Here is a 25,528-nt window from a genome sequence, read left to right as displayed (position 1 = left end):
ACACGTGGCGGCTCGGCACACGTAACGGCTCAGCACACGTGGCGGTCGCGCTCCGGCGAGTACAGGTGGCTGTCCCGGAACTGCTCGGCGCCGAGCGTGCGGCCGACGATGATGACGGCCGTACGGACGATCCCCGCGGCCTTCACCTGGCCGGCGATGTCCTCCAGGGTGCCGCGCAGCACGACCTCGTCGGGCCGGCTGGCCATCGCGACCACCGCGGCCGGACAGTCCGCCCCGTAGTGCGGCAGCAGCTCCTCGACGACGCGGTCGGCGTACCGGGCGGCCAGGTGCAGCACCAGAAGGGCGCCGCTGCGCCCGAGAGTGGCGAGGTCCTCGCCCTCGGGCATCGCGGTCGCCTGCTGCGCGATACGGGTGAGGATCACCGTCTGGCCGACCGTGGGCACGGTCAGCTCCCGCTTGAGCGCCGCGGCGGCCGCCGCGAACGCCGGGACGCCGGGCACCACCTCGTACGGCACCCCCGCCGCGTCCAGCCGTCGCATCTGCTCGGCGACGGCGGAGAAGACCGACGGGTCGCCGGAGTGCAGCCGGGCCACGTCGTGCCCGGCCTCGTGCGCACGGAGCACCTCGGCGGTGATCTCGTCGAGGTTCAGCTGCGCGGTGTCCACCAGGCGTGCGTCCGGCGGGCACTCGGCGAGCAGTTCGCGCGGCACGAGGCTGCCCGCGTACAGGCAGACCTGGCAGGCGGCGAGCGTACGGGCACCGCGCACCGTGATCAGGTCGGCCGCACCGGGGCCCGCGCCGATGAAGTACACGGTCATCTGTCGTCTCCTGGAAGTGCTTCGTAGTCGTCGGTGCCGTCAGGTCCTTCGGGGCCTTCGGTGCCTTGGGCACCCGCGGCTCCTCCGGACCCACGGCCGGGCCCGGCCGCCGTCCGGGGAGCGCCACCGGCCCCCGCCGGTTCGGCCCAGGTCCCTGCCGCAGGGACGCCGGCGTCCCGGGCCGGCCCCGGAGCCTTGCGTACGGCCCACTGCGTGACCGGCATGGCCTGCCGCCAGCCGGTGAAGCCGCCCACCGGCACGGCGTGCGCGACGGCCAGCCGTACCAGCTCGCCGCCGTGCCGCCGGTACCAGTCGGCGAGCAGCGCCTCGGACTCCAGCGTCACGGTGTTGGCGACCAGCCGGCCGCCCGGCGGCAGCGCCGCCCAGCAGGCCGCGAGCAGCCCGGGACTGGTCAGCCCGCCACCGATGAAGACCGCGTCCGGGCTCGGCAGCTCGGCCAGCGCCTCGGGAGCGGAACCGGTGACGACCCGCAGGGCCGGTACGCCGAGCCGGTCGGCGTTGCGCCCGATGCGCTCGGCCCGTACGGGGTCGCGCTCGACGCAGACGGCGCGGCACGAGCGGTGCGTCCGCATCCACTCGATGGCGATCGAACCGGAGCCGCCGCCGATGTCCCACAGCAGCTCACCCGGCTCCGGCGCGAGCGCGCCCAGAGTGGCGGCACGAACATGACGCTTCGTCAGCTGTCCGTCGCTCTCGTACGCGTCGTCGGGCAGTCCCGGTACGGCGCCCAGCCGCAGTGCGTCCGGGGCGCGGCGGCACTCCAGGGCGATGACGTTCAGCGCGTCCCCGGGCGGGTGCTGCCAGTCCTCAGCGGTACCGGCGACGACGCGCTCCCGCTCGCCGCCGAGCTGTTCGAGCACCCGCATCCGGGTCGGCCCGAAGCCCTGCTCACCCAGCAGCCGGGCGACCTCGGCCGGGGTGCCGGGGCCGGCGCTGAGGACGAGCACCCGCCGGCCGTCGTGCAGGGCGGCGGTCAGCTGCGCGGCCGGCCGGCCGACGAGCGTGACGACCTCGGTCTCCTCCACCGGCCAGCCCAGCCGGGCGCAGGCGTAGGAGACGGAGGAGGGGTGCGGCAGGATGCGCAGCGCGTCGGTCCCGACGGCTCCGTCGCCGAGCACTTCGGTGAGCGTCCGCCCGATGCCGTAGAACATGGGGTCGCCGCTGGCCAGCACCGCGACCTTGCGGCCGGCGTGCGCCGCGAGCAGCCCGGGCACGGCGGGCCGCAGCGGGGTCGGCCAGGGCACCCGCCGCCCCGCGCATTCCGCCGGCAGCAGGTCCAGCTGGCGCGGCCCGCCGATGAGCACGTCCGCGTCCCGCAGGACGTCCCGTGACGCGTCGGGGATGCCGGCCCACCCGTCGGCTCCGATCCCGACGACGGTCACGACCGGTGGCGTGGGGGGTGGGGACGTGGCGGGGGTCACAGCCGGCTACCTCGGAGTTCGAGCGGATTCGGAGCCGCACTCTACTGGCCGCGCACGGCGGGCCGGTGGCCGCCTCCGGCCGGATCGCGGACGGTACGGCTGACATGCCCGTGACGAGAGTTTTCCACAGGCGAACAGGCAGCCCGGCGGGATGTCCCACGCCGGGCGCAGAATGGGTCGCATGACTGACGAGACCACTGCCACCACCGAGTCCATGCCGGACTGGGAGAAGCGCTTCCGGGCCCCCCGCGTCGGGCTGCCCGAGTGGGCCGAGGACGCCCCCGAGCGCTCCCTGTTCGTGTCGAACGCCACCGGCACCTTCGAGCTGTACGCGTGGGACCGGACCAGCGGTGCGCAGCGCCAGGTCACGGACCGGCCGAACGGCACGACGGACGGGACGCTCACTCCCGACGGCGAGTGGATCTGGTGGTTCTCGGACACCGACGGCGACGAGTTCGGCATCTGGATGCGCCAGCCGTTCGGCGGCGGCGAGGACGAGCCCGCCGCGCCCGGCCTCGCCCCCTCCTACCCCGGCGGGCTCGCCCTCGGCCGGGACGGCACGGCCGTCATCGGCCGCTCCACCGACGAGGAAGGCTCGACGATCCACGTCGTCCGGCCCGGCCAGGACCCGGTGGAGATCTACCGCCACCGCGAGTCGGCCGGCGTCGGCGCCCTCTCCCACGACGGCTCCCTGATCGCCATCGAACACACCGAGCACGGTGACGCGATGCACTCCGCGATCCGCGTCGTGCGCCCCGACGGCTCCACCGTCGCCGAGCTGGACGACACCAAGGGCGGCACCGAGGAGCTGGGCCTGTCGGTGATGGGCTTCGCGCCGGTCGACGGCGACGCCCGGCTGCTCGTCGGCCACCAGCGCCGCGGCCGCTGGGAGCCGATGATCTGGAACCCGCTGACCGGCGAGGAGACCCCGCTCGCCCTCGAACTGCCCGGCGACGTCGGCGCCGACTGGTACCCGGACGGATCGGCCCTGCTGGTGGAGCACGAGTTCCAGGCCCGCGGCGAGCTGTGGCGGTACGCGCCGGAGGACGGCGAACTGACCCGCGTCGAGACCCCGACGGGCACGGTCTCGGGCGCCACGCCCCGCCCCGACGGCACGGTGGAGTTCCTCTGGTCCTCCGCGGCCCAGCCCCCGGAGGTCCGCTCCACGAGCGGCGCGGTCGTCCTCGACCCGCCCGGGATGAAGGCCCCGGGCTCCGTCCCGGTGACGGACGCCTGGGTCGAGGGTCCCGGCGGCCGCATCCACGCCCTGGTCCAGAAGCCCGCCGGCGAGGGCCCCTTCCCGACCGTCTTCGACATCCACGGCGGCCCGACCTGGCACGACAGCGACGCCTTCGCCTCGGCGCCGGCCGCCTGGGTGGACCACGGCTTCGCGGTCGTACGGGTCAACTACCGCGGCTCGACGGGGTACGGCCGGGAGTGGACGGACGCGCTCAAGCACCGCGTCGGCCTGATCGAACTGGAGGACATCGCCGCGGTCCGCGACTGGGCGGTGGAGTCCGGCCTCGCGGACCCGGCCAAGCTCGTCCTCTCCGGCGGCTCCTGGGGCGGGTACCTCACCCTCCTCGGCCTCGGCACCCAGCCCGACTCCTGGGCCCTCGGCCTGGCCGCCGTCCCCGTCGCCGACTACGTCACGGCGTACCACGACGAGATGGAGGCCCTGAAGGCGATGGACCGCACGCTCCTCGGCGGCACGCCCGAGGAGGTGCCGGAGCGCTTCGAGGCGTCCTCCCCGCTGACGTACGTGGACGCGGTGCGCGCCCCCGTGTACATCTCCGCCGGGGTGAACGACCCGCGCTGCCCCATCCGCCAGGTGGAGAACTACGTCGACCGCCTCAAGGACCGCGGCCACCCGCACGAGGTCTACCGCTACGACGCGGGCCACGGCTCCCTCGTGGTGGAGGAGCGCATCAAGCAGCTCCGCCTGGAACTGGACTTCGCCCGCCGCCACCTGGAGGCCATCTGACCAGCACCTGAGAAACCACGAGCACGCTGCACCGCGGCCTGAGACGCCACGGCCGCGGTGCGGGCGGCCGGAGCTGCGGAACGGTGATCAGGGCTGAGGCGCGAGACCGCCGCCTCCAGCCCACGGTCCGAGCTGAGCTTCAGTGGAGGGGTGGGAGGGGTGGGGGCGGGGGGGGAGGCCCCCGGGAGGCCCCCGGGAAGGCGAGGACGCTTCCCTCAGGACCGCGAGGTGACGCCCGGCTCAGCCGCCCCCGTCGTCTCCCCTCCGACCTGAGTGTCCGATCCCACCTGAGTGCCCGATCCCACCTGAGTGCCCGATCCCACCTGAGTGCCCGATCCCACCTGAGTGCCCGGGCGCGTTGCCGGGCCGCCCGGTTCATCCGTCGGGATGCCCGGTTCATCCGTCGGGATGCCCAGGGCCGCGTCGCGGGCGGCTTCGGATTCGCGGCGGAAGAGGCGGAACCACATGAAGAGCACGAAGCCCGCGAAGACGAACCACTCGCCGGTGTAGCCGAGGTTCTGGAACGCCTTGAGGTCCAGCCCGCTGCCCTCGGCCGCGGTCGGCGGTACGGCCTTCAGCGGGGCCTGGGCGTCGGAGACGGTGACCCACGCGTCGTACACGTCGTACGGCACGATGTTGACCAGCGACGCCGCGCTGATCATGCCGAGCTGGCCCTTCGGCAGGCCGCCGCCCGTCTGCGCGCCCTGCGTGCCCTGGTTCTCCGAGGCCTGCAGCGCGCCGGTGACGGTCACCTCACCGCGCGGCGGCGCCGGCACCTTCGCCGCGTCGGCCTTCGCGTCCGCGTCGCCCGGCAGCCAGCCGCGTACGACCGGCAGCGCCTTGCCGCCGTCCGTACGCAGCATGGTCAGCACGTAGAAGCCGGTCCGTTCGCCGAGCTTCCGGTCCGGGACGAGCAGCTGATGACCGGTGTCGTAGTGCCCGGTCGCGGTGGCGCGCCGGCCCGAGGTGTTCTTGTCGACGGGCAGTAGCTCGGTCACCGGGCGGGCGGCCGCGGCCTCGGCGTCGGCCGCCCGGTGTTCCTGCTGCTGGTGCGTGTCGACTCGGTCCTCGAAGCGGCTCAGCTGCCAGCTGCCCATGAAGACGCACACGGGGATCGCCAGCAGGACGAAGACGTTGATTCCCCACCATCGCGGGGTGAGCAGGAACCGGTACACACCATCAAAGGTACGGGCACGTGCCTCGTACCCGGACGGCGGGCCCGTATCCGCCGGGCCTCGCGGCTCGTGCACCGCACCGCCCGCGTTCGCCTGCTGCCGCCCCGGCAGGGCGCCGGCTACTGCCCCGGCAGGGCGCCGGTCCGGTAGATCGTGCCGGCACACGCGTCGTTGATCGTGGTGGATGCCGCGGACGGCTCGCCGGCCTCCGGGGTGTGGCTGACCGCCACGCTGGCCGCCTGCGTACCGCCGTCTCCGGGGCCCTCGCTGCCGCTGCCCGCCTGGTCGCCGCCGCCCTCGGCGGAGGAGGTGTTGCTCGGCTCACCGGAGCCCGTCCCCTCCGACGTGCCGGGCGTCGGGGTACCGGGGGTCGCGCAGCCCGAAGGGCCGCCGCCCTCCGCCGGGATCCAGGCGAACTTCACCTCGTACGCCTCGCCGGGCTTGAGCACGATCCGGCCGGGCACCGCGGCCGGGTCGGGCAGGCCGGAGGCGGCGTCGCCCGTGGTGTGGTCGACGACCTGGACGCGCGTCGGGTCGGCGCTGCCCTGGGCTGCCGCGGTCACGCTGCCGCCGCCGTCGACGGAGCAGGTCGTGGCGGAGACGTTGACGATCCGGAGGGCGCCGTAGACGCGGCCCTCGGCGTCGGGCGCGGCGGAGCTGGCGCTGCCGTTGCCGAGCTGTGCGCGCAGGCAGGCCGGGGAGGTGACGTCCATCGTCGCGGCCGGGTCGGCGGCGGGGCCGCCGGACTGCTCGGATGCGCCGTCCTCCGCCTTGTCCTTGTCCTTGCCGGTCTTCTCGCCGTCCTTGTCGTCCTTCTTGCCGTCCTTGCCGGCCGGGCGGTCGCTGGGGTGCCGGGCGGTGCCGCCGTGCGTGCCGCCGGTCGTGACGTGCGCCCGGGAACTGCTGGCGGCGTTGGCCTGGCGGCCGGAGGTGTCGTCCCCGCCGTTCGCGACGTGCAGCATGGCGGGCATCGCCGTACCGCCGAAGAGCAGTACGGCCGCGGCGCCGACCACGGCGTGCCGGCGGCGCCTGCGCCGGGCGGGCACCGCGCGGCGCAGGTGGTCGAGGGAGTCGGGGGACGGCTCCAGGTCCCGGACGGCGGACTGCAGGAGGTTACGCAGCTCCTCCTCGCCCGGCCCGCCGAGACCGCCACCGGGCCCACCGGGCTCACCGGTCCCACTGAACCCACCGGGCTCACCGAACCCACCGGGCTCATTCGGGGAACCGGACCCGGCGGGAACGGACCCACTCGCGGAACCGATCCCGGCGGAACCGGCCCCGCCATCTGCGGAACCGTCACCCCCCGCCCCCGGGCCGTCGTCCCGCTCGGAGCCCTCCATGGCACCGTTGTCATTCGGCGCGCCCGTGTCCTGGGGTGTGTGCTGCTGCGGCTGCCCGTCCTCCGGGCGCGCCGTTCCGTGCGGGCCCGTCGAGCCGTCGGAGCCGGGCTCGTACGGGCCGTACTGCTTGCTGGTCATGCCGGAGCCTCCATGGCGACGCGCAGCGCCGCGATACCCCGTGAGCCGTACGCCTTCACCGAGCCGAGCGATATGCCCAGCGTCTCGGCGACCTGTGCCTCGGTCATGTCAGCGAAGTAACGCAGCACGAGGACCTCGCGCTGGCGCCGCTGCAGACCACGCATCGCCTTGATCAATTGGTCCCGCTCCAGCTGTTCGTACGCGCCCTCCTCGGCGCTCGCCATGTCGGGCATCGGCTTGGACAGCAGCTTCAGCCCGAGGATGCGGCGGCGCAGAGCGGAGCGGGAGAGGTTGACGACCGTCTGCCGCAGATAGGCGAGGGTCTTCTCCGGGTCGCGTACGCGTCCGCGCGCCGAGTGCACGCGGATGAACGCCTCTTGGACGACGTCCTCACAGGACGCGGTGTCGTCCAGGAGCAGCGCGGCGAGACCGAGCAGGGAGCGGTAGTGCGCTCTGTAGGTCTCGGTGAGGTGGTCGACTGTGGTGCCCGCTGCCATCGCCTCGTCAGCGTTCCCGTGCGGGGACGGCGCCTGCGAGGGGCGCGCGGCGGGCCAGGGCGCGATCACCGGCATGCCACCGGGGATGCGAGTACGCGACGGCCGCGCCACAGCTGTGCCGCCTGTGCCCCCTGGGCCGATCGCGATGCCGAGTACCTCTGCCACGCCTGTTGGACACGCTTCCCCCCGTCAGGGTTGTACGCGCAAGGCACCGTTTTTGGCGATGCGTTGAATGCCCTCATGCGTACCAGCTCTTCCTTGATGCCCCATATTGCCCGTGCCCATAAGGGCGGTATTACGCACTTACCGCGGCCCTCGTGAGGCCTTCGCCGTACGCCGTGAGGGCGCGTCGCCGAACCGTGCCGTGCCGAACGCCCAGGAAGGGCGGCGACAAAGACGCTCCCCGCGCGGCTGCGGTTGCAGCACGACGGGGAGCGAATAGTCGAACAGGACATCGACCCAGACCAAGCGACCAGGGCCGACGGACCGCTCACAGGACTTTCACAAGTAGTCCTCGAATTATTACCCACCCGGCGCGGACTTGGGGAGTGGGTTCCTTAAGTCTTCAAGCACCGCCGGCCGGTACACCGCCAACCGGTACGCGGCCGAACACCGCCGGCGGACGAGACGTGGAACTCCGGCCGACCGCTCAGCCGCCCGCCAGCTCCGCCGCGACCACCTCGGCGATCTGGGCGGTGTTCAGCGCCGCGCCCTTGCGGAGGTTGTCGCCGCACACGAAGAGCTCCAGCGCGAGCGGGTCGTCCAGGGACCTGCGTACCCGGCCGACCCAGGTCGGGTCCGTGCCGACCACGTCGGCCGGTGTGGGGAACTCGCCCTCCTCCGGGTCGTCGCACAGCACGACACCGGGCGCGGCGGCCAGGATCTCGTGCGCCCCGGCCACCGTGACCTCACGCTCGAAGCGCGCGTGCACGGTCAGCGAGTGCGTGGTGATCACCGGTACGCGGACGCAGGTCGCGGTCACCCGCAGCTCGGGCAGGCCGAGGATCTTGCGGGACTCGTCGCGGACCTTCAGCTCCTCGGAGGACCAGCCGTCCTCCCGCAGGGAACCGGCCCACGGCACGACGTTCAGCGCGACCGGCGCGGGGAACGGCCCGAGGTCGTCACCGACGGCCCGCCGCACGTCCCCGGGCGTCGTGCCCAGCTCCGTACCGGACGTCGCGGAGAGCTGGCTGCGCAGGACGTCGACGCCGGCCTTGCCCGCTCCGGAAACCGCTTGGTACGAGGAGACGATCAGCTCGCTCAGCCCGTACTCGGCGTGCAGCGCGCCCAGCGCGACGATCATCGAGAGGGTCGTGCAGTTCGGGTTGGCGATGATGCCGCGCGGCCGTGCGCGGGCGGCGCGCGCGTTGACCTCCGGCACGACCAGCGGGACGTCGGGGTCCATCCGGAAGGCGGCGGAGTTGTCGACGACCACCGCGCCCTTGGCGGCGGCGACCGGCACCCACGTCGCCGAGACCTCGTCCGGCACGTCGAAGAGCGCGATGTCGATGTCGTCGAAGACCTCTTCGGCGAGCGCGAGGACCTCGGTCTCCGCGCCCCGTACGGTCAGCTTGCGCCCTGCCGAGCGGGGCGAGGCGATCAGCCGTACCTCACCCCAGATGTCGGCACGCTCGGAGAGGATGCCGAGCAGTACGCCGCCGACGGCGCCGGTCGCGCCGACCACGGCGAGGTTCGGCTTACGGGCCGCACGGTCGTCCGCGCGGCCCGCGCGGGCCGCCGCCGTCGGGATACCGTCCGCCGGCGGCGCCCCATGGGCCGGTGCCGGCAGCCCGTCGGCCGCCGGCATCAGCCCATCAGACGGTGTCATCGGCCGGTGCCGCCATAGACCACGGCTTCGTCGGAATCGGTGTCGAGACCGAACGCGCTGTGGACGGCCTGCACGGCCTCGTTGACGTCGTCGGCGCGGGTGACGACCGAGATGCGGATCTCGGAGGTCGAGATGAGCTCGATGTTCACACCCGCGTTGGACAGCGCCTCGAAGAAGCCGGCGGTGACGCCGGGGTTGGTCTTCATGCCGGCGCCGACCAGCGAGATCTTCGCGATCTGGTCGTCGTAGCGGAGCGAGTCGAAGCCGACCGACGGCTTGGTCTTCTCCAGCGCCGCGATGGCCTTGCGGCCCTCGGTCTTCGGCAGCGTGAAGGAGATGTCGGTCAGGCCCGTCGACGCGGCCGAGACGTTCTGCACGACCATGTCGATGTTGATCTCGGCGTCCGCGATGGCCCGGAAGATCGTCGCGGCCTCGCCCGGCTTGTCCGGTACGCCGACGACCGTGACCTTCGCCTCGGAGGTGTCGTGCGCGACGCCCGAGATGATCGCCTGCTCCATCGGCTGGTCCCCTTGCGGTTCGTTGCTGACCCACGTACCCCGAAGCCCCGAGAACGAGGACCGGACGTGGATCGGGATGTTGTAACGGCGTGCGTACTCGACGCAACGGTGCAGCAGCACCTTGGAACCGGAGCTGGCCAGCTCCAGCATGTCCTCGAACGAGATCCAGTCGATCTTGCGGGCCTTCTTCACGACCCGCGGGTCGGCGGTGAAGACGCCGTCGACGTCGGTGTAGATCTCGCAGACGTCCGCATCCAGGGCTGCGGCCAGCGCGACGGCGGTCGTGTCCGAGCCGCCGCGGCCCAGCGTGGTGATGTCCTTCTTGTCCTGGGACACACCCTGGAAGCCGGCGACGATCGCGATGTTGCCCTCGTCGACGGACGTCTTGATCCGGCCCGGCGTCACGTCGATGATCCGTGCCTTGTTGTGCACGGAGTCCGTTATGACGCCGGCCTGGCTGCCCGTGAAGGACTGCGCCTCGTGACCGAGGTTTTTGATCGCCATCGCCAGCAGGGCCATGGAGATCCGCTCTCCGGCGGTCAGCAGCATGTCGAACTCGCGGCCCGAAGGCATCGGGGAGACTTCCCCCGCGAGATCGATCAGCTCGTCCGTCGTGTCGCCCATCGCGGAGACCACTACGACAACCTGGTTGCCGTTCTTCTTGGCCTCGACGATTCGCTTGGCAACGCGCTTGATGCCCTCGGCATCCGCAACGGATGAGCCGCCGTACTTCTGCACGACAAGGCCCACGTGTGCTCGCTCCTCGCAACTGTCTGTCGGATCCCCGTGGCCTGCGGATGCCGCAGGTCTGCGGGCGTTTCCGGACCCCTGGGTTCAGGGGCCATGCGGTCGGCTCAGTCTATCGAGCAGGCGGAATCCGCCTCGCCAATACCACATCGTGAGACACATTGCTCGCTACCTGATCGAAACGGTCAGCGTGACGGTCGTGTCCGACCGCAGCGCCCACCGCCCTGACCCGGTACGAGCCGTCCCGTGTCCTTCTTCCGAGTATCTCCCGAAACGGCCGGCGTGGCGCCCCGTCGCGCCCGCTCGGCTGGCCACCTGCCCGCTCCGGGCAAGAGCACACGGAAACCACCCGGAAACGTAAGCCAGCTCACAGGGCGTGCGGCGTTACGCACCGACGCCCGAGGGCACGCCGGGCCGCACGTGCCCGCACTGACGACCGGACTCCGGCGCCTGGCGCTCAGGCCTCGGCGCCTGGCGCTCAGCCCTGACGCAGGCCGAGCGGCCCGGCGATCTCCGCCGCCATGACCTTCCCGGCCTCTTCCTCCAGGTCACCCCCGCCGTCGACGCCCGTGTCGGTGTCCAGGCCGTCCAGCTCGTCCAGCGGCTGGTCCAGGCGGACGTGCGCGACCAGCGACTGCAGGGCGCGCAGCGCGGCACTCGCGGTGGGCCCCCAGTTGGACAGGTACGAGAACTGCCACCACCACAGCGCCTCGGTGATCCGCCCGGCACGGTAGTGCGCGAGGCCGTGCCGCAGGTCGGTGATGATGTCGGCGAGGTCGTCGGAGATCCGGCAGGCCACCGGCGCGCTGCGCGGTACGTACGGGTCGAACAGCTCGTTGTAGACGTCCACCGGGTCCAGCAGCGCAGCGAACCGCTCCCGCAGCTCGTCCACGTCCGGCTCGGGGCCGATGTCCGGCTCGTACCGCTCCTCCGGGACGATGTCCTCGTGGGCGCCCAGCCGGCCGCCGGTCAGCAGCAGCTGCGAGATCTCCAGCAGCAGGAAGGGCACGGCGCTGCCCGGCTCGTCTCCGCGGGCCACTTCCGTGACCGCCACGATGAAGCTGTCGATCGAGTCGGCGACCTGTACGGCGAAGTCGTCCGGGTTCTGCGAGGCGTTGTGCAGCGTGGGATCAGACATCGAGAAGTCTCCGTCCTTCGAAGGCCCGCCCGAGCGTGACCTCGTCGGCATACTCCAGATCGCCCCCGACCGGCAGGCCGCTGGCCAGGCGCGTCACCTTCAGACCCATGGGCTTGATCATGCGCGCGAGGTACGTGGCGGTGGCCTCGCCTTCCAGGTTCGGGTCGGTGGCCAGGATCAGCTCGCCGACGGTGCCGTCGGCGAGCCGGGCCAGCAGCTCCCTGATCCGCAGGTCGTCCGGGCCCACGCCCTCGATGGGGCTGATCGCCCCGCCCAGTACGTGGTACCGGCCGCGGAATTCCCGCGTCCGCTCGATCGCGACGACGTCCTTGGGCTCCTCGACGACGCAGATGACCGAGGGGTCCCGGCGCGGGTCACGGCAGACCTGGCACTGCTCGTCCTGCGCGACATTGCCGCACACGGCACAGAACCGGACCTTGGCCTTGACCTCCATCAGCGCGTTCGCCAGCCGGCGGACGTCGGTCGGCTCGGCCTGGAGGACGTGGAAGGCGATCCGCTGCGCGCTCTTGGGACCGACGCCGGGCAGCCGCCCCAGCTCGTCGATCAGGTCCTGGACCACGCCTTCGTACACGGAACGCTCTCTCCCTTGTCCGCCCTGCTCCGTACGCTAGTTGCCCTCCCGCCCGAAGGGGAGGTCTCGGTCCCCCGGAGAGGGGACCTGCCGGAACTCTTGGCCTGCCGGCCTTCCGGTCTTCTTCCGTTCTTCCCCGGCGGAGCCTTCGCCCCCGGCGGAGTCTTCGCCCCCGGCGGAGCCTTCGATTCCGGCTCTCGGGAAGCGGGCCGGCTCCCCGCTGGGGGAATCGGCCCGGCTGTCCGTCGGAAGGGGAGGCCTCAGAAGGGCAGGCCGGGGATGCCGCTGCCGCCGCCGAGGCCCTGCGCGAGCGGTCCCAGCTTGTCCTGCTGGAGCTTCGCGGCCGCGGCGTTGGCGTCCTGGACGGCGGCGATCACGAGGTCGGCGAGGGTCTCGGCCGTCTCCTCGGGCGACGCCGCCTCCGGGTCCACCGCCTTGGGGTCGATCTCCAGGCCCTTGAGCTCGCCGGCGCCGGTCACCGTCGCCTTGACGAGACCACCGCCCGCCGACCCCGACACGGGCGTCTGCGCCAGCTCCTGCTGGGCCGCCGCGAGGTCCTGCTGCATCTTCTGGGCCTGCTGGAGCAGCTGCTGCATATCGGGCTGACCACCGGGGATCACTGCGGACTCCTGCCGTACGACTACAAATGGGTGCGGTAGCCCGAGCCTACGTGCTCCGGCAGCGTGACGCCCTACGTCGCGGGGAGGAGCACGGGTGTACGTCTCCGCCGCGCCCCCGGGACGCTGCGGCGATTACGGAAAGCGACACATCGGGGCACAACCGTTACGTTCCGTACGGCGGGCCGGGCGCCTGTGCAGCGGCCGGTCAGTGCCTCATCCGCCTCGTCCTCGTCCTCATCCGCCTCGTCCTCGTCCTCATCCGCCTCGTCCTCATCCGTCTCGTCCTCAGCGCCTCATTCGTTGTTGTACTCCTCTATGACCGTCGCGCCCAGCTCGCGGACGATGAGGTCATAGCCGCTGAGGGCGGAGTCGACGAGGTCGGCGTCGTCCTCGGCCGGCATGTCGTCCTCGATGGACACCGGCGGAGGCTCCGGCTCGCGGTACGCGGGCTCCGCGGCAGGGCTGCTCTGCGCCTGCTGCGCCCCGGCCGAGGCGGCCACGGCCTGCCGCGCCCGCTGCGCGCCCTGGCCGCCGCCCTGGTCGGGCGTGCCCTGCGCGGGCGGCGCAGGAGCCGCTGCGGGCTGTGGCGGCGCGGCCGGGGCGCCGCCACCGGCGTATCCACCGCCGCCGCTGCCTCCGCCGAAGCCCCCGCCGGGGCCTCCGGTGCCGCTGCCGCCGAAGCCACCACCACCGCGCGGGGCCGGACCGCCGCTCGGCGGGTTGGCACCGCCCGACGGGTCGATGATCGCCTCGACCCGCCACTGCACGCCGAACCGCTCGGCCAGCGCCTCCCGCAGTACGTCCTCACTGCCGCCGTTCGCGAAGCTGTCGCGCGCACCGGCGTTGGGGAAGCCGACCTGGAGGGTCGTGCCGTCGAACCCGGCCACCTGGGCGTTCTGGCTGAGCAGGATCCAGGTGAAGCGCCGCTTGCCCTTCACCGCCTCCAGGATGTCCGGCCACATCGCCCGTACCTGCTGCGTCCCCTGGGCATTGCTCTGCCCGCCGCCACCCGGCGCGCCCCCGCCCTGCTGGGCCGCGGGCTGCTGCGGCGCCGCCTGCTGCGGGGCGGACGCCTGCCGGCCGTACGACGGCTGGTCGCCGGGCTGCCGGCCGGGCGCGCCGCCCTGGCCTGCCTGGCTCCCGGGCGCGGCCGCGGTCGGCCAGCTGCCGGGCCGGCGACCACCGGCAGCGCCGTTCTCGCCTCCGTCCCCGGCAGGCCCGGCGGCACCACCGGAGCCGCCCGCTCCAGCAGCTCCACCCGGTCCGCCCGCACCGCCCGGTCCGCTCGCGCCACCGGGCCAGGCACCCGGCCGCCGCGCCCCGGCACCGGCCTCCTCACCGGTCCCGGTGGCCCGCGCGCCGTCACCCGGCGTACGGCCCGGCTGCTGCGTACCCGTAGGCCATGCGCCCGCCGGAGCGCCGCCACCGCCCTGCTGGGCGGGCCCCGCCGCCGCGTCGGAGGCATCACCGGGCCCGGCTCCGGCACCGGCACCCGCGCCGGGCATCCCGCCGGCCGCCGGCCGGCCGGCCCCGGCGTCCGCGCCGACTCCAGCGCCCGGGGGGCCACCGGCCGGGCCACCTGCCCCACCACCGGCCGGGCCGGCCCCCTGGCCGCCGCCCGCACCGCTCATCGCGCCGCGCACCGCTGCCCGCGCCGCCGCGGGCCCGCTCGGCCCCGCCGGCACGCCCGGCGCCGCATGGGCGTCGGGCCCGGGCACGTACCCCGCAGCGGGCTCGCCGCCGGACTGCACGACCGGCATTCCGGCCGCTCCGGGAGCGCCATCCGGCATGCCGCCGCCGAGCGCCGCCACCCCGACGCCGCGCTCCAGGCGGTCCAGCCGCGCCTGCACCGAACGCTCGTCGTCGTACGCGGCGGGCAGCAGCACCCGCGCACAGATCAGCTCCAGCTGGAGCCGCGGCGAGGTCGCCCCGCGCATCTCCGTCAGCCCGGAATTGACCAGATCGGCCGCGCGGCTGAGCTCCGCCGCGCCGAAGACGGACGCCTGGGCCTCCATCCGCTCCACGACATCGGCCGGGGCGTCGATCAGCCCCTTCTCCGCCGCGTCCGGCACCGCCGCCAGGATCACCAGGTCGCGCAGCCGCTCCAGCAGGTCGGCAACGAACCGCCGCGGATCGTTCCCGCCCTCGATCACCCGGTCGACGACCTCGAAGGCCGCCGCCCCGTCGCCCGAGGCGAACGCCTCCACGATCGAGTCGAGCAGCGACCCGTCCGTATAGCCGAGCAGAGCCGTGGCCATGGCGTATGTCACACCGTCGGCACCGGCCCCCGCCAGCAGCTGGTCCATCACCGACATCGAGTCACGCACCGACCCGGCACCGGCCCGCACGACCAGCGGGAGCACACCCTCCTCGACCGGGATGTCCTCCCGGCCGCACACCTCGCCCAGGTAGTCCCGCAGCGTCCCCGGCGGCACCAGCCGGAACGGGTAGTGGTGCGTACGCGACCGGATCGTCCCGATGACCTTCTCGGGCTCGGTGGTCGCGAAGATGAACTTCAGATGCTCCGGCGGCTCCTCGACCACCTTCAGCAGGGCGTTGAAGCCCGCCGAGGTGACCATGTGGGCCTCGTCGATGATGTAGATCTTGTACCGGCTGCTCGCGGGCCCGAAGAAGGCCTTCTCGCGCAGCTCACGCGCGTCGTCCACACCACCGTGCGACGCGGCGTCGATCTCGATGACATCGATCGACCCCCGCCCGTTACGGGCGAGATCGACACAGCTCTGGCACTCCCCGCACGGCGTCGGAGTGGGACCTTGCTCACAGTTGAGGCAGCGCGCCAGGATCCGCGCGCTGGTCGTCTTGCCGCAGCCGCGCGGTCCGCTGAAGAGATACGCGTGGTTGACGCGGTTGTTCCGCAGGGCCTGCTGCAGCGGGTCGGTCACGTGCTCTTGCCCGATGACCTCGGCGAAGGTCTCGGGGCGGTAGCGGCGGTACAGCGCAAGGGATGACACGCATACGACGATATCGGCCCGCACCGACAACGGGCCCCGCCGACGGAACCCGGCGGGCAGGGACCAGCCGCCCCGGAAACGCGAACGCCCCCCACGCACCCGCCAGAGCCGACCTACCCTTGCTGCCTTCCGGCCCTGGGGGAGTTCAGTCAGATAGCGCCACGTGAGGGGCTGCGCCCACAGTACCTGATCCGGCACCCCGGAAACGACCCTCACCCCCCACCCGGACCCCCGGCCGATCACCACCCGGGGATCGAGTTCGCGAGCACTCCCCCACGTCATGTAATGTCTTCCGCGGAGGATTCGCCTAGAGGCCTAGGGCGCACGCTTGGAAAGCGTGTTGGGGGCAACCCCTCACGAGTTCGAATCTCGTATCCTCCGCCAGTGCCTCACCGGGCACGCATCGAAGGGCCCCACCGTTCGCGGTGGGGCCCTTCGACGTTCATGGCGACGTTCCCGGCCCGCCGCGATGTTCCCGGCCCGCCGGTCCGCTCCCGAAGTGGCGTTTGGCGCGTTGCTCCCGGGGCACGCAGCCAGGGCGTTTCGGTGATGCTGCAGAACCACCGAAATGTAGGCGCCGGGTGGTTGAGCCGACAGCTACCCGGTGCCGCCGCAGCGGACCGCGCACGGCAGCACGGCCCTCGGCCCGGTGCCGTCCGTGCACCGGGCACGTGTCCGCACCGTCTCCCCGGACCGCCGTCCCACGAGAGAGCCGACACCGCACCAGGGGCACCGGGCAGGGCGCTGTACTCCGGTGTGGACGCTGCGGCCCGAAGAAGATGCGGTCGTTCGTGCGCGTCGTTCCGGGGTCAGCGGGCGCGCCGGCAGCGGGCAGGCCGCCGAACCCGCTGGTGAGCGGCGCCGGGCCCGAAGAGAGGTACCGGCACACGGGCACGCCGCAGGGAACGGGCGACGCCGCCCGTCCCGGAAGCCGCTACCGGAAGGCAGTCTGCGTCTTCGGAGCGGCGTGGGCTTGCGCGCTTCCGGGCGGGTATGGGGCACACACCCCGGGCGAACCGGGGCCCGGTCGGTCGTTCAGAGGGGGAACTCAGGATGACAACACCGCCTGGAGATTGTGTCGTACTCGACATTCCGCAGGGTCTGCGGCTGGATCTGCTGGGACTCGTCGTCGAGGTCGGCCGAGTCCGGATCGTCGCTGACCGGTCAGGTCTGCTCGGCAACCTCATCGCCTCCCTGACCTGTGGCGGTGCGGGCGCCGCACAGAGCCTCGAGGCGATGGCCCACATGCTCCGGTCCCTGCCGGACGGGCCGGCCGGCGAGGCGGGCGCCCGACGCAGTACACCCGAGGAGCAGCCCGCCAGGCCCGAGGAGCAGCCGGGCTGACCGCTTCCCGGAAAGCAGCACGGGGGCAGAAATGTTCGACGCGGCGGCCGGGATTTCGAGCCTGCCGCCGAGAATTCCGGCAATATTTCCGGGCTCCGGCGGAACCCCCGTGCTACGGTTGCCGGCAGTTGCAGTTGTGGTTCCCAAATACTTCAAGTGCCCTCGCCGTCCCAGTACGGCGGGAGCACTTTTGTATTTCTCCGGCATGTTTCCGGGCGGGGCATCATCGCGGCGACGCGGAGCCCGCGCAGTGTGGGCTCCGGGCACTGCACCCGAAGGAGATATGACATGGCCACCGGTACCGTGAAGTGGTTCAACGCGGAGAAGGGCTTCGGCTTCATCCAGCAGGACGGCGGCGGCGCCGACGTCTTCGCCCACTACTCGAACATCGCCACCCAGGGCTTCCGCGAGCTGCAGGAAGGCCAGCAGGTGACCTTCGACGTCACGCAGGGCCAGAAGGGCCTGCAGGCGGAGAACATCCTCCCCGCCTGACGCCGACGCGCACGGCGAAGCCGGGACCGCACCGAGGTGCGGGTCCCGGCTTCCGCGCTTTCCTGGCACCATTGCGTGCATGCGCTGCGGTGACGACCGCCGCAGCAACAGCGCGCTGAAGACGGCGAAAAGCAGCTCCACTCGCATGCCCGGCGATGTCCGCCTTTTTCGAAGCAGTGGCTTTATTCACGCACGCTTCCGCCTTCTGTCGCCAGTCCTCCGAACATCCTCCGGCCTCCCGGAATTCGCGTCGGTCGGCGTGCCGTTCGGCCGTACGTCGCGTAGCGCGTCGCCGAGGAGTGTGATGCCTTCGGTGAGGGCGGACGTGGTGGCGGCGGCGTATCCCATCACCAGCCCGGGGCGGTACGCGCGTTGCCGGTGCCAGGACAGGGGGTGGACCTTGACGCCACGGGCGAGCGCGGCGGCGGCGAGGTCGGTGTCCCTGAAGTCCGGGCCGCCGTCGAAGGTGACCATCAGGTGCAGGCCCGCCGCCGCGCCGTGTACGACCGCGCCCGGCAGCCGTGACCTGATCGCCTCGATCATCGCGTCCCGGCGGCGGCGGTGGCGTCTGCGCAGCAGCCGCAGGTGCCGTTCCAGTTCGCCCGACTCCATCAGCCGGGCCAGTACCAGTTGCGGCAGTGCGGCGTTGCCGAGGTCGGCGAACCGCTTGGCGTCCACCAGCGCGTCCCGGTACCGCGTCGGCGCGAGCATCCAGCCGACCCGCAGTGCGGGTGCCAGCAGTTTGGACACGCTCCCGGCGTAGCAGACGTGTTCCGGGAGCATCGCCCGCAGCGCGGGTGCCGGAGGCCGGTCGTAACGGTGCTCGGCGTCGTAGTCGTCCTCGATGATCAGCCCGCCTTCGGTGGCCCAGCTCATGAGTTCCCGGCGCCGCTCGCCGCCGAGCACCACTCCGGTCGGGAACTGGTGCGCCGGGGTCAGCAGTACCGCCCGGGCGCCGGTGGCGCGGAGCGCGTCGACGCGGATGCCGTCGGCGTCGACCGGGACGGGCGGCGTCGCCAGCCGGCCGTCCCGCAGGTGCTGGCGGGCCCCGAGCGAGCCGGGGTCCTCCACCGCCACCTCGTGGCTGCCGTCGTCGCGGAGCACCTGCCGGAGCAGGCCGAACGCCTGGGCGGTGCCCGCGACGACGAGGACGTCGCCGGGGTCGGCACGGATGCCGCGGTTGCGGGCCAGCCAGTCCGCGACGGCCCGGCGCAGGGCCGGGGTGCCGCGCGGATCGCCGTATCCGAAGGCCGCGGCGGAGAGACCGCTCAGCACGGACCGCTCGGCGCGCAGCCACGCCGCGCGGGGGAACGCGGTCAGGTCCGGCAGGCCGGGCGTGAGGTCGACGCGCGCCGGAGCCCCGCGCAGCGCGTCGAAGACGTCCGCACCGGGGGCGTCGGTGAACAAGCCGGCGGGGTACGAACTGCCGGTGGCCGTACTGCCGGTGGCCGTACTGCCGGCAGTCGGGTCACCCGTCGACGAGCTGCCCGAAGCCCGGTCAGCAGGGAAGGGAGCCGCGGACGAGGGCGCCGCGGATGAGGGCGTCGTGGCGGGCTGGACGCCCACCGGGGCCGCCACCACGACCGTGCCGCCGCGCCCCCGTCCCTCGACGTGCCCGTCCTCGCTCAGCCGTCGGTACGCCTCCGTGACCACGCCCCGGGAGACCCGCAGGTCGGCGGCGAGTACGCGGGTGGCGGGGAGTCTGCAGCCCACCGGCAGCCGGCCGTCGGCCACGGCCTGCCGCAGCCGCCCGGCCAGCCACTCCGACAGCCCGCCGGGCGGCGCCTCGCCGATGTCGAGCTGCAGGAAGTCGGCGCCCGGACGCCCGGGTTCGCGGGCTGCGCCATCGCCCGTTACGGACCGGTCAGGTACTCCCCCATTGGACCTGTGCATCGGTCCATTGTCCGACGAGGGTGAGGACGTCAACGGATCACGGATCACAGATCACAGATCACGGATGACTGATGACGGATGCCACGGAGAAGGAGGCGGACCGTGACCACGGTCGAGGAACGCGCTTACGTCCACGGGTACTCGGAGCGCGAGGCCCGGCGGCTGACCGACCAGGCGGAGGTGCTGGCGGCCCTGCTGCACCACGGGACGGCGTATCCGGCGGGCAGCCGGGTGCTGGAGGCCGGCTGCGGTACCGGCGCGCAGACCGTGCACCTGGTCACCCACAGTCCGGGGGCCCGCATCGTCGCCGTCGACCGGTCCGCTGACTCCCTCGCCCAGGCCCGGGCCCGCCTCGCGGCCCGGGCACCGACGGCGGCGGTGCAGTGGCGGCGCGCCGACCTGCACCGCCTTCCGTTCGCCGACGGCGCCTTCGACCACGTCTTCGTCTGCTTCGTGCTGGAGCACCTGGCCGACCCGGCGCGCGTGCTGGCCGGGCTGCGCCGCGTGCTGCGTCCCGGCGGCACGCTCACCGTGATCGAGGGGGACCACGGCTCCGCGGTCCTCCACCCCGACAGCCCGCGTGCCCGCGCGGCGATCGACCAGCAGGCACGGCTCCAGGCCATAGCCGGCGGCAACGCGCTGATCGGCCGTCAGCTGGCCGCACTGCTGGCGGCGTCCGGGTACGAGGGCATCGACGTCGAGCCTCGTACGGTCTACGCGGACCACACGCGTCCCGCCCTCGTGGAGGGGTTCACCCGCAACACCTTCATCGCGCTGTTCGACGCCGCACGTGACCAGGCGGTGGCCACCGGGCTCAGCACGGCCGAGGAATGGGACCGGGCCATGGCCGACCTGCGCCGGGTCGCGGACGACGGCGGCAGCCTGCTCTACACGTTCTTCAAGGCCACCGCCTTCGCCCCCGCCGCCTCGGGTGATTGCAGGAGTGCCGCCGTCACCGGGTGCTGAGGGGCGGTGAGGAGCTGTTCCGTGGGGCCTTGTTCCGCGAGGCGGCCGGTGTCCAGGACGGCGGTGTGGGTGGCGAGGGCTGCGGTGTCGCGGTCGTGGGTGATCAGGATCAGGGCCAGGTCGGGGCGGGTGCGGAGGAGGTCGGTGAGGAGGGTGAGGAGGGCCCGGCGGGTGAGGGTGTCCAGGCCTGAGGTGATCTCGTCGCAGATCAGTACGCGGGGGTGGGCGAGGAGGGCGCGGGCCAGGGCCGCGCGCTGGAGTTCGCCACCGGAGAGCTGCTGGGGGTGGCGGCGTACGAGTGCGGCGGGGAGGCCGAGCGTCGCGAGGGTGTGCTCCGCCTCGGTGCGGGCCGCCGCGGTGGGTAGGCCGCGCAGCCGGACGGCGGTACGGGCCACCTGGTCCAGGACGGGCCGGTGTTCGTCGAAGGCGGCGCGGGCGTCCTGGAAGACGTACTGGACGGCGGCCAGTTGCTCACGGGTGCGGGCCCGGAGGCTGCGCGGGAGGGCCGTGCCGTCGAGCAGTATCTCGCCGTCGTAGGCCCGGTGGAGGCCGGCCACGCAGCGGCCGAGGGTCGTCTTGCCGCTGCCCGACCGGCCGACCACGGCCAGGCACTCGCCGGCGCTGAGGGTGAGGCCGGGGAGGTGGAGGACGGGGGTGCGGTGGTGGCGGGCGGTCAGGGAGCGGATGCGGAGGAGGGGGGGCGTCGGGGGGCAGGGGGCCCTCGGCGGCTTGCCGGGCTGCGGAATCATCGTCGGGGGTACTGACAGCCGCGGGTGTGCTCTCCGGGGGCGGTGCTTCGGACGTGAAAAGGTCGCGGATCCAGGGGTGCTGGGGTGCGAGGCGGAGCTGGTCCGCCGGGCCGGATTCCAGGACGCGGCCGGCGCGCATGACGTGGATGTCGTCGGCGAGGGCGCGGACGACGTCCAGGTCGTGGCTGAGGAGGAGAACGGCGATGCCCTGGCGGGCCAGCGCGGCGAGCTGTTCGACGATGCGGCGCTTGGTGAGCGCGTCCTGGCCGGTGGTCGGTTCGTCGGCGACCACCACCCGGGCCCCGGTCAGGAGGGCCTGGGCGAGGACGAAACGCTGCTGCTGACCGCCGGAGAGCTGGTGCGGGTACCGGCGCAGCAGGGTCTCGGCGTCACCGAGCTGGGCATCGGCGCAGGCGCGCAGGATGCGTTCGGTGACGGCCGTGCGGCGGTCCCTGCGGGGCAGGTCGCGTACCTGTGCGCGGGCGATGTCGCGGAGGAGGGCGTCGACGCGGCGGGCGGGGTTGAGGGCCGCGGCGGGGTGCTGGGGGACGTAGCCGACGAGGCCGTCCGGTACGCGTACCTCGCCGGTCACCCGGGCTCCCTGCGGATACTCGCCCAGCAGCGCCAGCCCGGTGGTCGTCTTGCCGCTGCCGGAGGCGCCGACGAGTGCGGTGATCCGGCCGGGGTGGAGGCGGAGGCTGACGCCGTCGACGAGGGGGCGGCCGGTGCCGTCCGCACCGGTTCCGTTCCCCGGGTCGTCGATCACCACCCGCAGGTCCACGATCTCCGCGACCGGTGCGTCCGCGGCGTACAGCGAGGTGGGCGTGGCGCCGTTCACGAGCGGTTCTCCTTCCGTGCCGGCCACCGTCTGCGGCGGGCCGCCGTGCCACGCGCCCGTCCGGTCAGTGCCGCGTCGAAGAGCAGGTTGCCGCCCATGGTCAGGGCGACGATCAGGAGGGCGGGCAGGACGACGGCCCAGGGCTGGACGAAGAGGCCCGTGCGGTTGCGGTCGACCATGACCGCCCAGTCGGCGGCGTCCGGGGCCACGCCGACGCCGAGGAAGGCGGCGGTGGCGACGAGGTACAGGACGCCGGTCAGCCGGGTACCGGCGTCGGCGGCGAGGGTGCGCAGGGCCGAGCGGCCGACGTAGCCCACGGCCATCCGCCACCACGTCTCGCCCTGCATCCGCAGCGCCTCGACGGCGGGGCGGGCCGCCGCCTCGGCCGCGGTGGCGCGGATGATGCGTGCCGCGTCCGGGATGTTGACCAGGGCGACGAGCAGCGCGAGCCCCACGGCACCCGGTGCGAAGACGGCCGCGACGAGGAGGATGAGCAGCAGGGACGGGATCGCGAGGAGCACGTCCAGGGGGCGCATCAGGAGGTCTTCGAGCCAGCCGCGGTGGGTCAGCGCGCTGATCAGGCCGAGCGGCAGGGCCACCGCGTACGCCAGGGCCGTCGCGGAGAGCGCGGTGAGGACGACGGTGCGGCCGCCGAGCAGTACCTGCCGCCAGACGTCCCGGCCGACGAAGTCGGTGCCGGCCCAGTGCCCGCCGCCGAGGGTGAAGGAGGCGGCGCGGGGGCCCGGTTCACCCGCGACCAGCGGACCGAGGAGGGCGATCAGCAGGGGGACGGCGACAAGGAGGAGGCCGAGGAGGAACCGCCCCGGGCGGGGCACGCGCGCGAGGCGCCGGGCGGGAGCCGGTGTACGTACGGAGGAACTCACGCGGCCACCCCCGCGCGCGGGGCGAAGCGGCGGGCCACCAGGTCGGCGGCGAGGTTCAGGACGACGGCGGTGAGACCGAAGACCACCGCCAGGCCCTGGATGACGGGGACGTCGCGCTCCGCGACGGCGTTCATCAGGACCGTGCCCAGGCCGGGTATCACGAAGAGGGCCTCCACGACGATGACGCCGCACAGCAGCCAGTCGATGGTGCGCGCGAGCTGCTGGGCGGCGGGCGCGACGGCGTTGGGAAGGGCGTGCAGGTACCGGATGCGGGCGCCTGCGATGCCGTACCGGCGGGCCTGTGCGGCGTACGGGGACGCCAGCGCGTCGATCATGCCGGCGCGCACCAGCCGGGCCAGCGAGCAGACCGGCCGGGCGAGCAGCACCAGGACCGGCAGGACCAGCGCCTCGGGGTGCGCGAGCAGGTCGCTGCCGTAGCCGACGGCGGTCGGCGGCAGCCAGCCCAGGCGCAGCGCGAAGACCGTGACGAGGAGGACGCCGAAGGCGAACTCCGGTACCGCGTAGACGCCCAGCGTCACCGAGCTGACGAGGCGGTCGGCGAACCGGCCCTCGTGGCGCGCGGCGAGGACGCCGAGGCCGACGGAGACCGGTACGAGCAGGGCGACGGTGAGGGCGGCGAGCAGCACGGTCGGACCGACGCCGTTCGCGAGGTACGTGACGACGGGGCGCCCTGAGGTGAGGGAGGTGCCGAGGTCGCCGTGGAGGAGGCCGCCCGCCCAGGCGGCGAGGCGTTCGTGGGCCGGCCGGTCCAGGTGCAGGGCCTCGCGGATCGCCGCGATGCGCGCCGGGTCGGGCTGGTCGCCGGCGAGGGCGACGGCGGCGTCGCCCGGCAGCGCCTCGGTGAGGGCGAAGACCAGCAGGACGACGGCCACGGTCTGGCCGGCGCCGAGCAGCAGCCTGCGGACCACCCAGGACCGCAGGCCGGTGCCGCGCGCGCCCTTGAGGGCGCGCGCGGCTTCGGGGGCTCCGACGGCGGTCACGCCAGCCACACCTTGTCGAAGCGGGCCCAGTGCAGGGTGTTGGCGGGGGCCTGGTGCGTGACGCCGCGGACGTTCCTGGCCGTGCCGAGGATCCAGTCGGCGAAGCCCCAGACCAGGAAGCCGCCCTCGGCGTACAGGCGGCGCTGCATCCGCTCGTAGACGGCGGCCCGCTCCTTCTTGTCCTTGGTCGACTGGGCCTGCTGGTAGAGGGCGTCGAAGTCCTTGTGGTGCCACTGGGTGGCGTTGGTGGTGGAGTCGGTGAGGAGGCGCTGGGAGATGTGGGACTCGATGGGCATGGCGCCGGAGCGGTAGCTGGCGAGCGTCCCGGAGTCCAGGGTGTCGGCCCAGTAGGTGTCCTTGCTGCCCGTCCGCACCTTCACGTGCACCCCGGCCTTGGCCGCCTGGTCGCGGAAGATGGACGCGGCTTCGGTGAAGCCGGCGGCGACGTCGGAGGTGTCCAGGGTGACCTTCAGGCCGTCGGCACCCGCCTTCTTCAGCAGGTGGCGGGCCTTGTCCAGGTCCTGGGTGCGCTGCGGCAGGCCGTCGGCGTAGTACTCGTAGCCCTTGCCGAACAGGTCGTTGCCGATCTCGCCGGCGCCGGACAGGGCGCCCTCGACCAGCTCCTTGCGGTCGGCGATGAGGAAGAACGCCTCGCGGACCCGCTCGTCGTCGAACGGCGCCCGGTCGGTCTTCATGGCGAACGCCTGCATGGCGCTGTTGCGCAGCCGGACGATCTCTATCTGCCCCTTGCCCTCATGGGCGCGGGCGGTGGTCGGGGTCAGTTCGTGTGCGTACTCGACCTGGCCGCCGAGGAGGGAGTTGACGCGGGCCGACTCTTCGTTGGCGACCACGAACTCCAGGCGGTCCAGGTACGGCGCGCCGTCCCAGTGGTCGTCGTACCGCTCGACGACGGTGGAGCGGCCGGGCTTGAAGGAGACGAAGCGGAACGGGCCGCTGCCCACCGGCTTCTTGTCGAACTCACGCGCGCCCTCGGGGACGATGTACGCGCCGAACGCCGCCATCACGTTGGGGAATTCGGCGGTGGGGCGCTTCAGGACGAACTCGACCGTGCGGTCGTCGACGGCCCGGCTGGCCTTGAGGTCGATGGGTTCCAGGGACGCCTTGGCGCGGAAACCCTCCTTGGGGTCGGCGATGCGGCGGTAGCTGTAGAGGACGTCGGCGGCGGTCACCGGCTTCCCGTCGTGGAAGGTGGCCTTGCGCAGCTTCACCCGCCAGCGGCTCAGGCCGTCGTCGGGCTCCCAGGAGGCGGCCAGCCGGGGCTGCGCCGAGAGGTCGTTCCCGTAGTCGGCGAGCTTGTCGAAGAGGGCCTTGGCTCTGGCGGCGTCGGCGAAGAGGTTGGTGCGGTGCGGGTCGAGGGTCTCGCTCGCGCCGCCGCCGGCGAACGCGGCCCGCAGCGTGCCGCCGCGCCGGGGCCTGCCGCCGCCCGCGGCGGCACCGGAGCCGCCGGGGCCGCCGCAGCCGGCCAGCGCGAGCGCGCCGAGCCCGGCCACGCCGCCGGCGGCTGCGAGGAATCCCCGGCGGCGCAGGCCGGGGAAGCGGGAGTCGTCGAGGGGAGCAGGGGGCATGGCGG

19 protein-coding genes, 1 tRNA gene, 1 other RNA gene and 1 pseudogene are annotated in these 25,528 nt (G+C 73.3%); 5 read left to right on the top strand and 17 right to left on the bottom strand.

The features are described 5' to 3' along the window. Window positions 1–29 precede the first annotated feature (29 nt). Together cobM and AAC944_RS19920 are read right to left on the bottom strand one after the other, a co-directional pair. On the bottom strand, window positions 30–779 hold the full coding sequence (gene cobM, locus AAC944_RS19925) for a precorrin-4 C(11)-methyltransferase (RefSeq protein ID WP_030615751.1): 750 nt from the start codon (window positions 777–779) through the stop codon (window positions 30–32). Beyond that, window positions 776–2,221, bottom strand: coding sequence for a bifunctional cobalt-precorrin-7 (C(5))-methyltransferase/cobalt-precorrin-6B (C(15))-methyltransferase (locus tag AAC944_RS19920; RefSeq protein WP_051871824.1), 1,446 nt, complete (start codon window positions 2,219–2,221; stop codon window positions 776–778). Before AAC944_RS19920 ends, cobM begins: the two co-directional genes overlap by 4 nt. 181 nt (window positions 2,222–2,402) lie before the next feature. Between AAC944_RS19920 and AAC944_RS19915 the strand changes: the two genes are divergently transcribed. Next, window positions 2,403–4,205 carry a S9 family peptidase gene (locus AAC944_RS19915; RefSeq protein ID WP_078888602.1) on the top strand — a complete coding sequence of 601 codons (1,803 nt, stop codon included), beginning with the start codon at window positions 2,403–2,405 and terminating at the stop codon, window positions 4,203–4,205. A gap of 215 nt (window positions 4,206–4,420) precedes the next feature. Here the strand turns inward: AAC944_RS19915 and AAC944_RS19910 are convergent, their stop codons facing one another. From AAC944_RS19910 to ffs, 10 genes are all read right to left on the bottom strand, one after another. Then, window positions 4,421–5,380, bottom strand: a complete 960-nt coding sequence (locus tag AAC944_RS19910) for an SURF1 family protein (RefSeq protein WP_078888601.1) — start codon at window positions 5,378–5,380, stop codon at window positions 4,421–4,423. Window positions 5,381–5,499: 119 nt separating this feature from the next. Continuing rightward, the gene (locus AAC944_RS19905; RefSeq protein ID WP_368396361.1) at window positions 5,500–6,858 is read right to left on the bottom strand and encodes a hypothetical protein; all 1,359 of its coding nucleotides are present in this window, start codon (window positions 6,856–6,858) and stop codon (window positions 5,500–5,502) included. Continuing rightward, window positions 6,855–7,430 (bottom strand): SigE family RNA polymerase sigma factor, encoded by a 576-nt coding sequence (locus AAC944_RS19900; protein ID WP_030615737.1) that lies wholly within the window; start codon window positions 7,428–7,430, stop codon window positions 6,855–6,857. The genes AAC944_RS19905 and AAC944_RS19900 overlap by 4 nt, the downstream gene beginning before the upstream one ends. Window positions 7,431–8,004: 574 nt before the next feature. Then, window positions 8,005–9,162 carry an aspartate-semialdehyde dehydrogenase gene (locus AAC944_RS19895; protein WP_078888599.1) on the bottom strand — a complete coding sequence of 386 codons (1,158 nt, stop codon included), beginning with the start codon at window positions 9,160–9,162 and terminating at the stop codon, window positions 8,005–8,007. A 17-nt stretch (window positions 9,163–9,179) separates the two neighbouring features. Further along, window positions 9,180–10,451, bottom strand: coding sequence for an aspartate kinase (locus tag AAC944_RS19890; protein WP_030615732.1), 1,272 nt, complete (start codon window positions 10,449–10,451; stop codon window positions 9,180–9,182). 475 nt (window positions 10,452–10,926) lie between these two features. After that, window positions 10,927–11,586, bottom strand: coding sequence for a DUF5063 domain-containing protein (locus AAC944_RS19885; protein WP_030615729.1), 660 nt, complete (start codon window positions 11,584–11,586; stop codon window positions 10,927–10,929). Next, on the bottom strand, window positions 11,579–12,178 hold the full coding sequence (gene recR, locus AAC944_RS19880; RefSeq protein WP_030615727.1) for a recombination mediator RecR: 600 nt from the start codon (window positions 12,176–12,178) through the stop codon (window positions 11,579–11,581). Before recR ends, AAC944_RS19885 begins: the two co-directional genes overlap by 8 nt. Window positions 12,179–12,438: 260 nt before the next feature. After that, on the bottom strand, window positions 12,439–12,798 hold the full coding sequence (locus tag AAC944_RS19875) for a YbaB/EbfC family nucleoid-associated protein (protein ID WP_078888598.1): 360 nt from the start codon (window positions 12,796–12,798) through the stop codon (window positions 12,439–12,441). Window positions 12,799–13,091: 293 nt separating this feature from the next. Then, window positions 13,092–15,770 (bottom strand): DNA polymerase III subunit gamma and tau, encoded by a 2,679-nt coding sequence (locus AAC944_RS19870; RefSeq protein ID WP_030615723.1) that lies wholly within the window; start codon window positions 15,768–15,770, stop codon window positions 13,092–13,094. A 77-nt stretch (window positions 15,771–15,847) separates the two neighbouring features. Then, an RNA gene (ffs, locus tag AAC944_RS19865) (signal recognition particle sRNA small type) lies at window positions 15,848–15,946 on the bottom strand. A 120-nt stretch (window positions 15,947–16,066) separates the two neighbouring features. Between ffs and AAC944_RS19860 the strand changes: the two genes are divergently transcribed. The 3 genes from AAC944_RS19860 (at window position 16,067) to AAC944_RS19850 (ending at window position 17,606) form a co-directional block, all read left to right on the top strand. Continuing rightward, window positions 16,067–16,154: transfer RNA gene (locus AAC944_RS19860), tRNA-Ser, on the top strand. A gap of 669 nt (window positions 16,155–16,823) precedes the next feature. Further along, complete coding sequence (locus AAC944_RS19855; protein WP_030615721.1) at window positions 16,824–17,114, top strand: hypothetical protein; 291 nt, start codon at window positions 16,824–16,826, stop codon at window positions 17,112–17,114. A gap of 288 nt (window positions 17,115–17,402) precedes the next feature. Then, the gene (locus AAC944_RS19850; protein ID WP_030615718.1) at window positions 17,403–17,606 is read left to right on the top strand and encodes a cold-shock protein; all 204 of its coding nucleotides are present in this window, start codon (window positions 17,403–17,405) and stop codon (window positions 17,604–17,606) included. A 186-nt stretch (window positions 17,607–17,792) separates the two neighbouring features. Here AAC944_RS19850 and pdxR read toward each other — a convergent pair whose 3' ends face one another. Further along, entirely contained in the window at window positions 17,793–19,499 is a 1,707-nt protein-coding gene (gene pdxR, locus AAC944_RS19845; protein WP_078888597.1) for a MocR-like pyridoxine biosynthesis transcription factor PdxR, read from the bottom strand. Between the two features lie 102 nt (window positions 19,500–19,601). Between pdxR and AAC944_RS19840 the strand changes: the two genes are divergently transcribed. Then, window positions 19,602–20,465: a methyltransferase domain-containing protein gene (locus AAC944_RS19840; RefSeq protein WP_030615712.1), complete on the top strand. Its 864-nt coding sequence runs from the start codon at window positions 19,602–19,604 to the stop codon at window positions 20,463–20,465. Here the strand turns inward: AAC944_RS19840 and AAC944_RS36545 are convergent. From AAC944_RS36545 to AAC944_RS19815, 4 genes and pseudogenes are all read right to left on the bottom strand, one after another. Further along, window positions 20,387–22,028, bottom strand: a pseudogene (locus tag AAC944_RS36545) (ABC transporter ATP-binding protein). The gene AAC944_RS19840 and the pseudogene AAC944_RS36545 sit on opposite strands and share 79 nt — an antisense overlap. Window positions 22,029–22,048: 20 nt before the next feature. Continuing rightward, window positions 22,049–22,936, bottom strand: coding sequence for an ABC transporter permease (locus tag AAC944_RS19825; protein WP_078888596.1), 888 nt, complete (start codon window positions 22,934–22,936; stop codon window positions 22,049–22,051). Further along, window positions 22,933–23,937 (bottom strand): ABC transporter permease, encoded by a 1,005-nt coding sequence (locus AAC944_RS19820; protein ID WP_051871821.1) that lies wholly within the window; start codon window positions 23,935–23,937, stop codon window positions 22,933–22,935. Before AAC944_RS19820 ends, AAC944_RS19825 begins: the two co-directional genes overlap by 4 nt. Continuing rightward, window positions 23,934–25,523 carry an ABC transporter substrate-binding protein gene (locus AAC944_RS19815; RefSeq protein WP_030615700.1) on the bottom strand — a complete coding sequence of 530 codons (1,590 nt, stop codon included), beginning with the start codon at window positions 25,521–25,523 and terminating at the stop codon, window positions 23,934–23,936. Before AAC944_RS19815 ends, AAC944_RS19820 begins: the two co-directional genes overlap by 4 nt. Window positions 25,524–25,528: the final 5 nt, after the last annotated feature.

Source organism: Streptomyces sclerotialus (assembly GCF_040907265.1).
In the GTDB taxonomy this organism is placed as follows: Bacteria; Actinomycetota; Actinomycetes; order Streptomycetales; family Streptomycetaceae; genus Streptomyces; species Streptomyces sclerotialus.
This window is presented reverse-complemented; position numbering and strand designations above follow the sequence as displayed.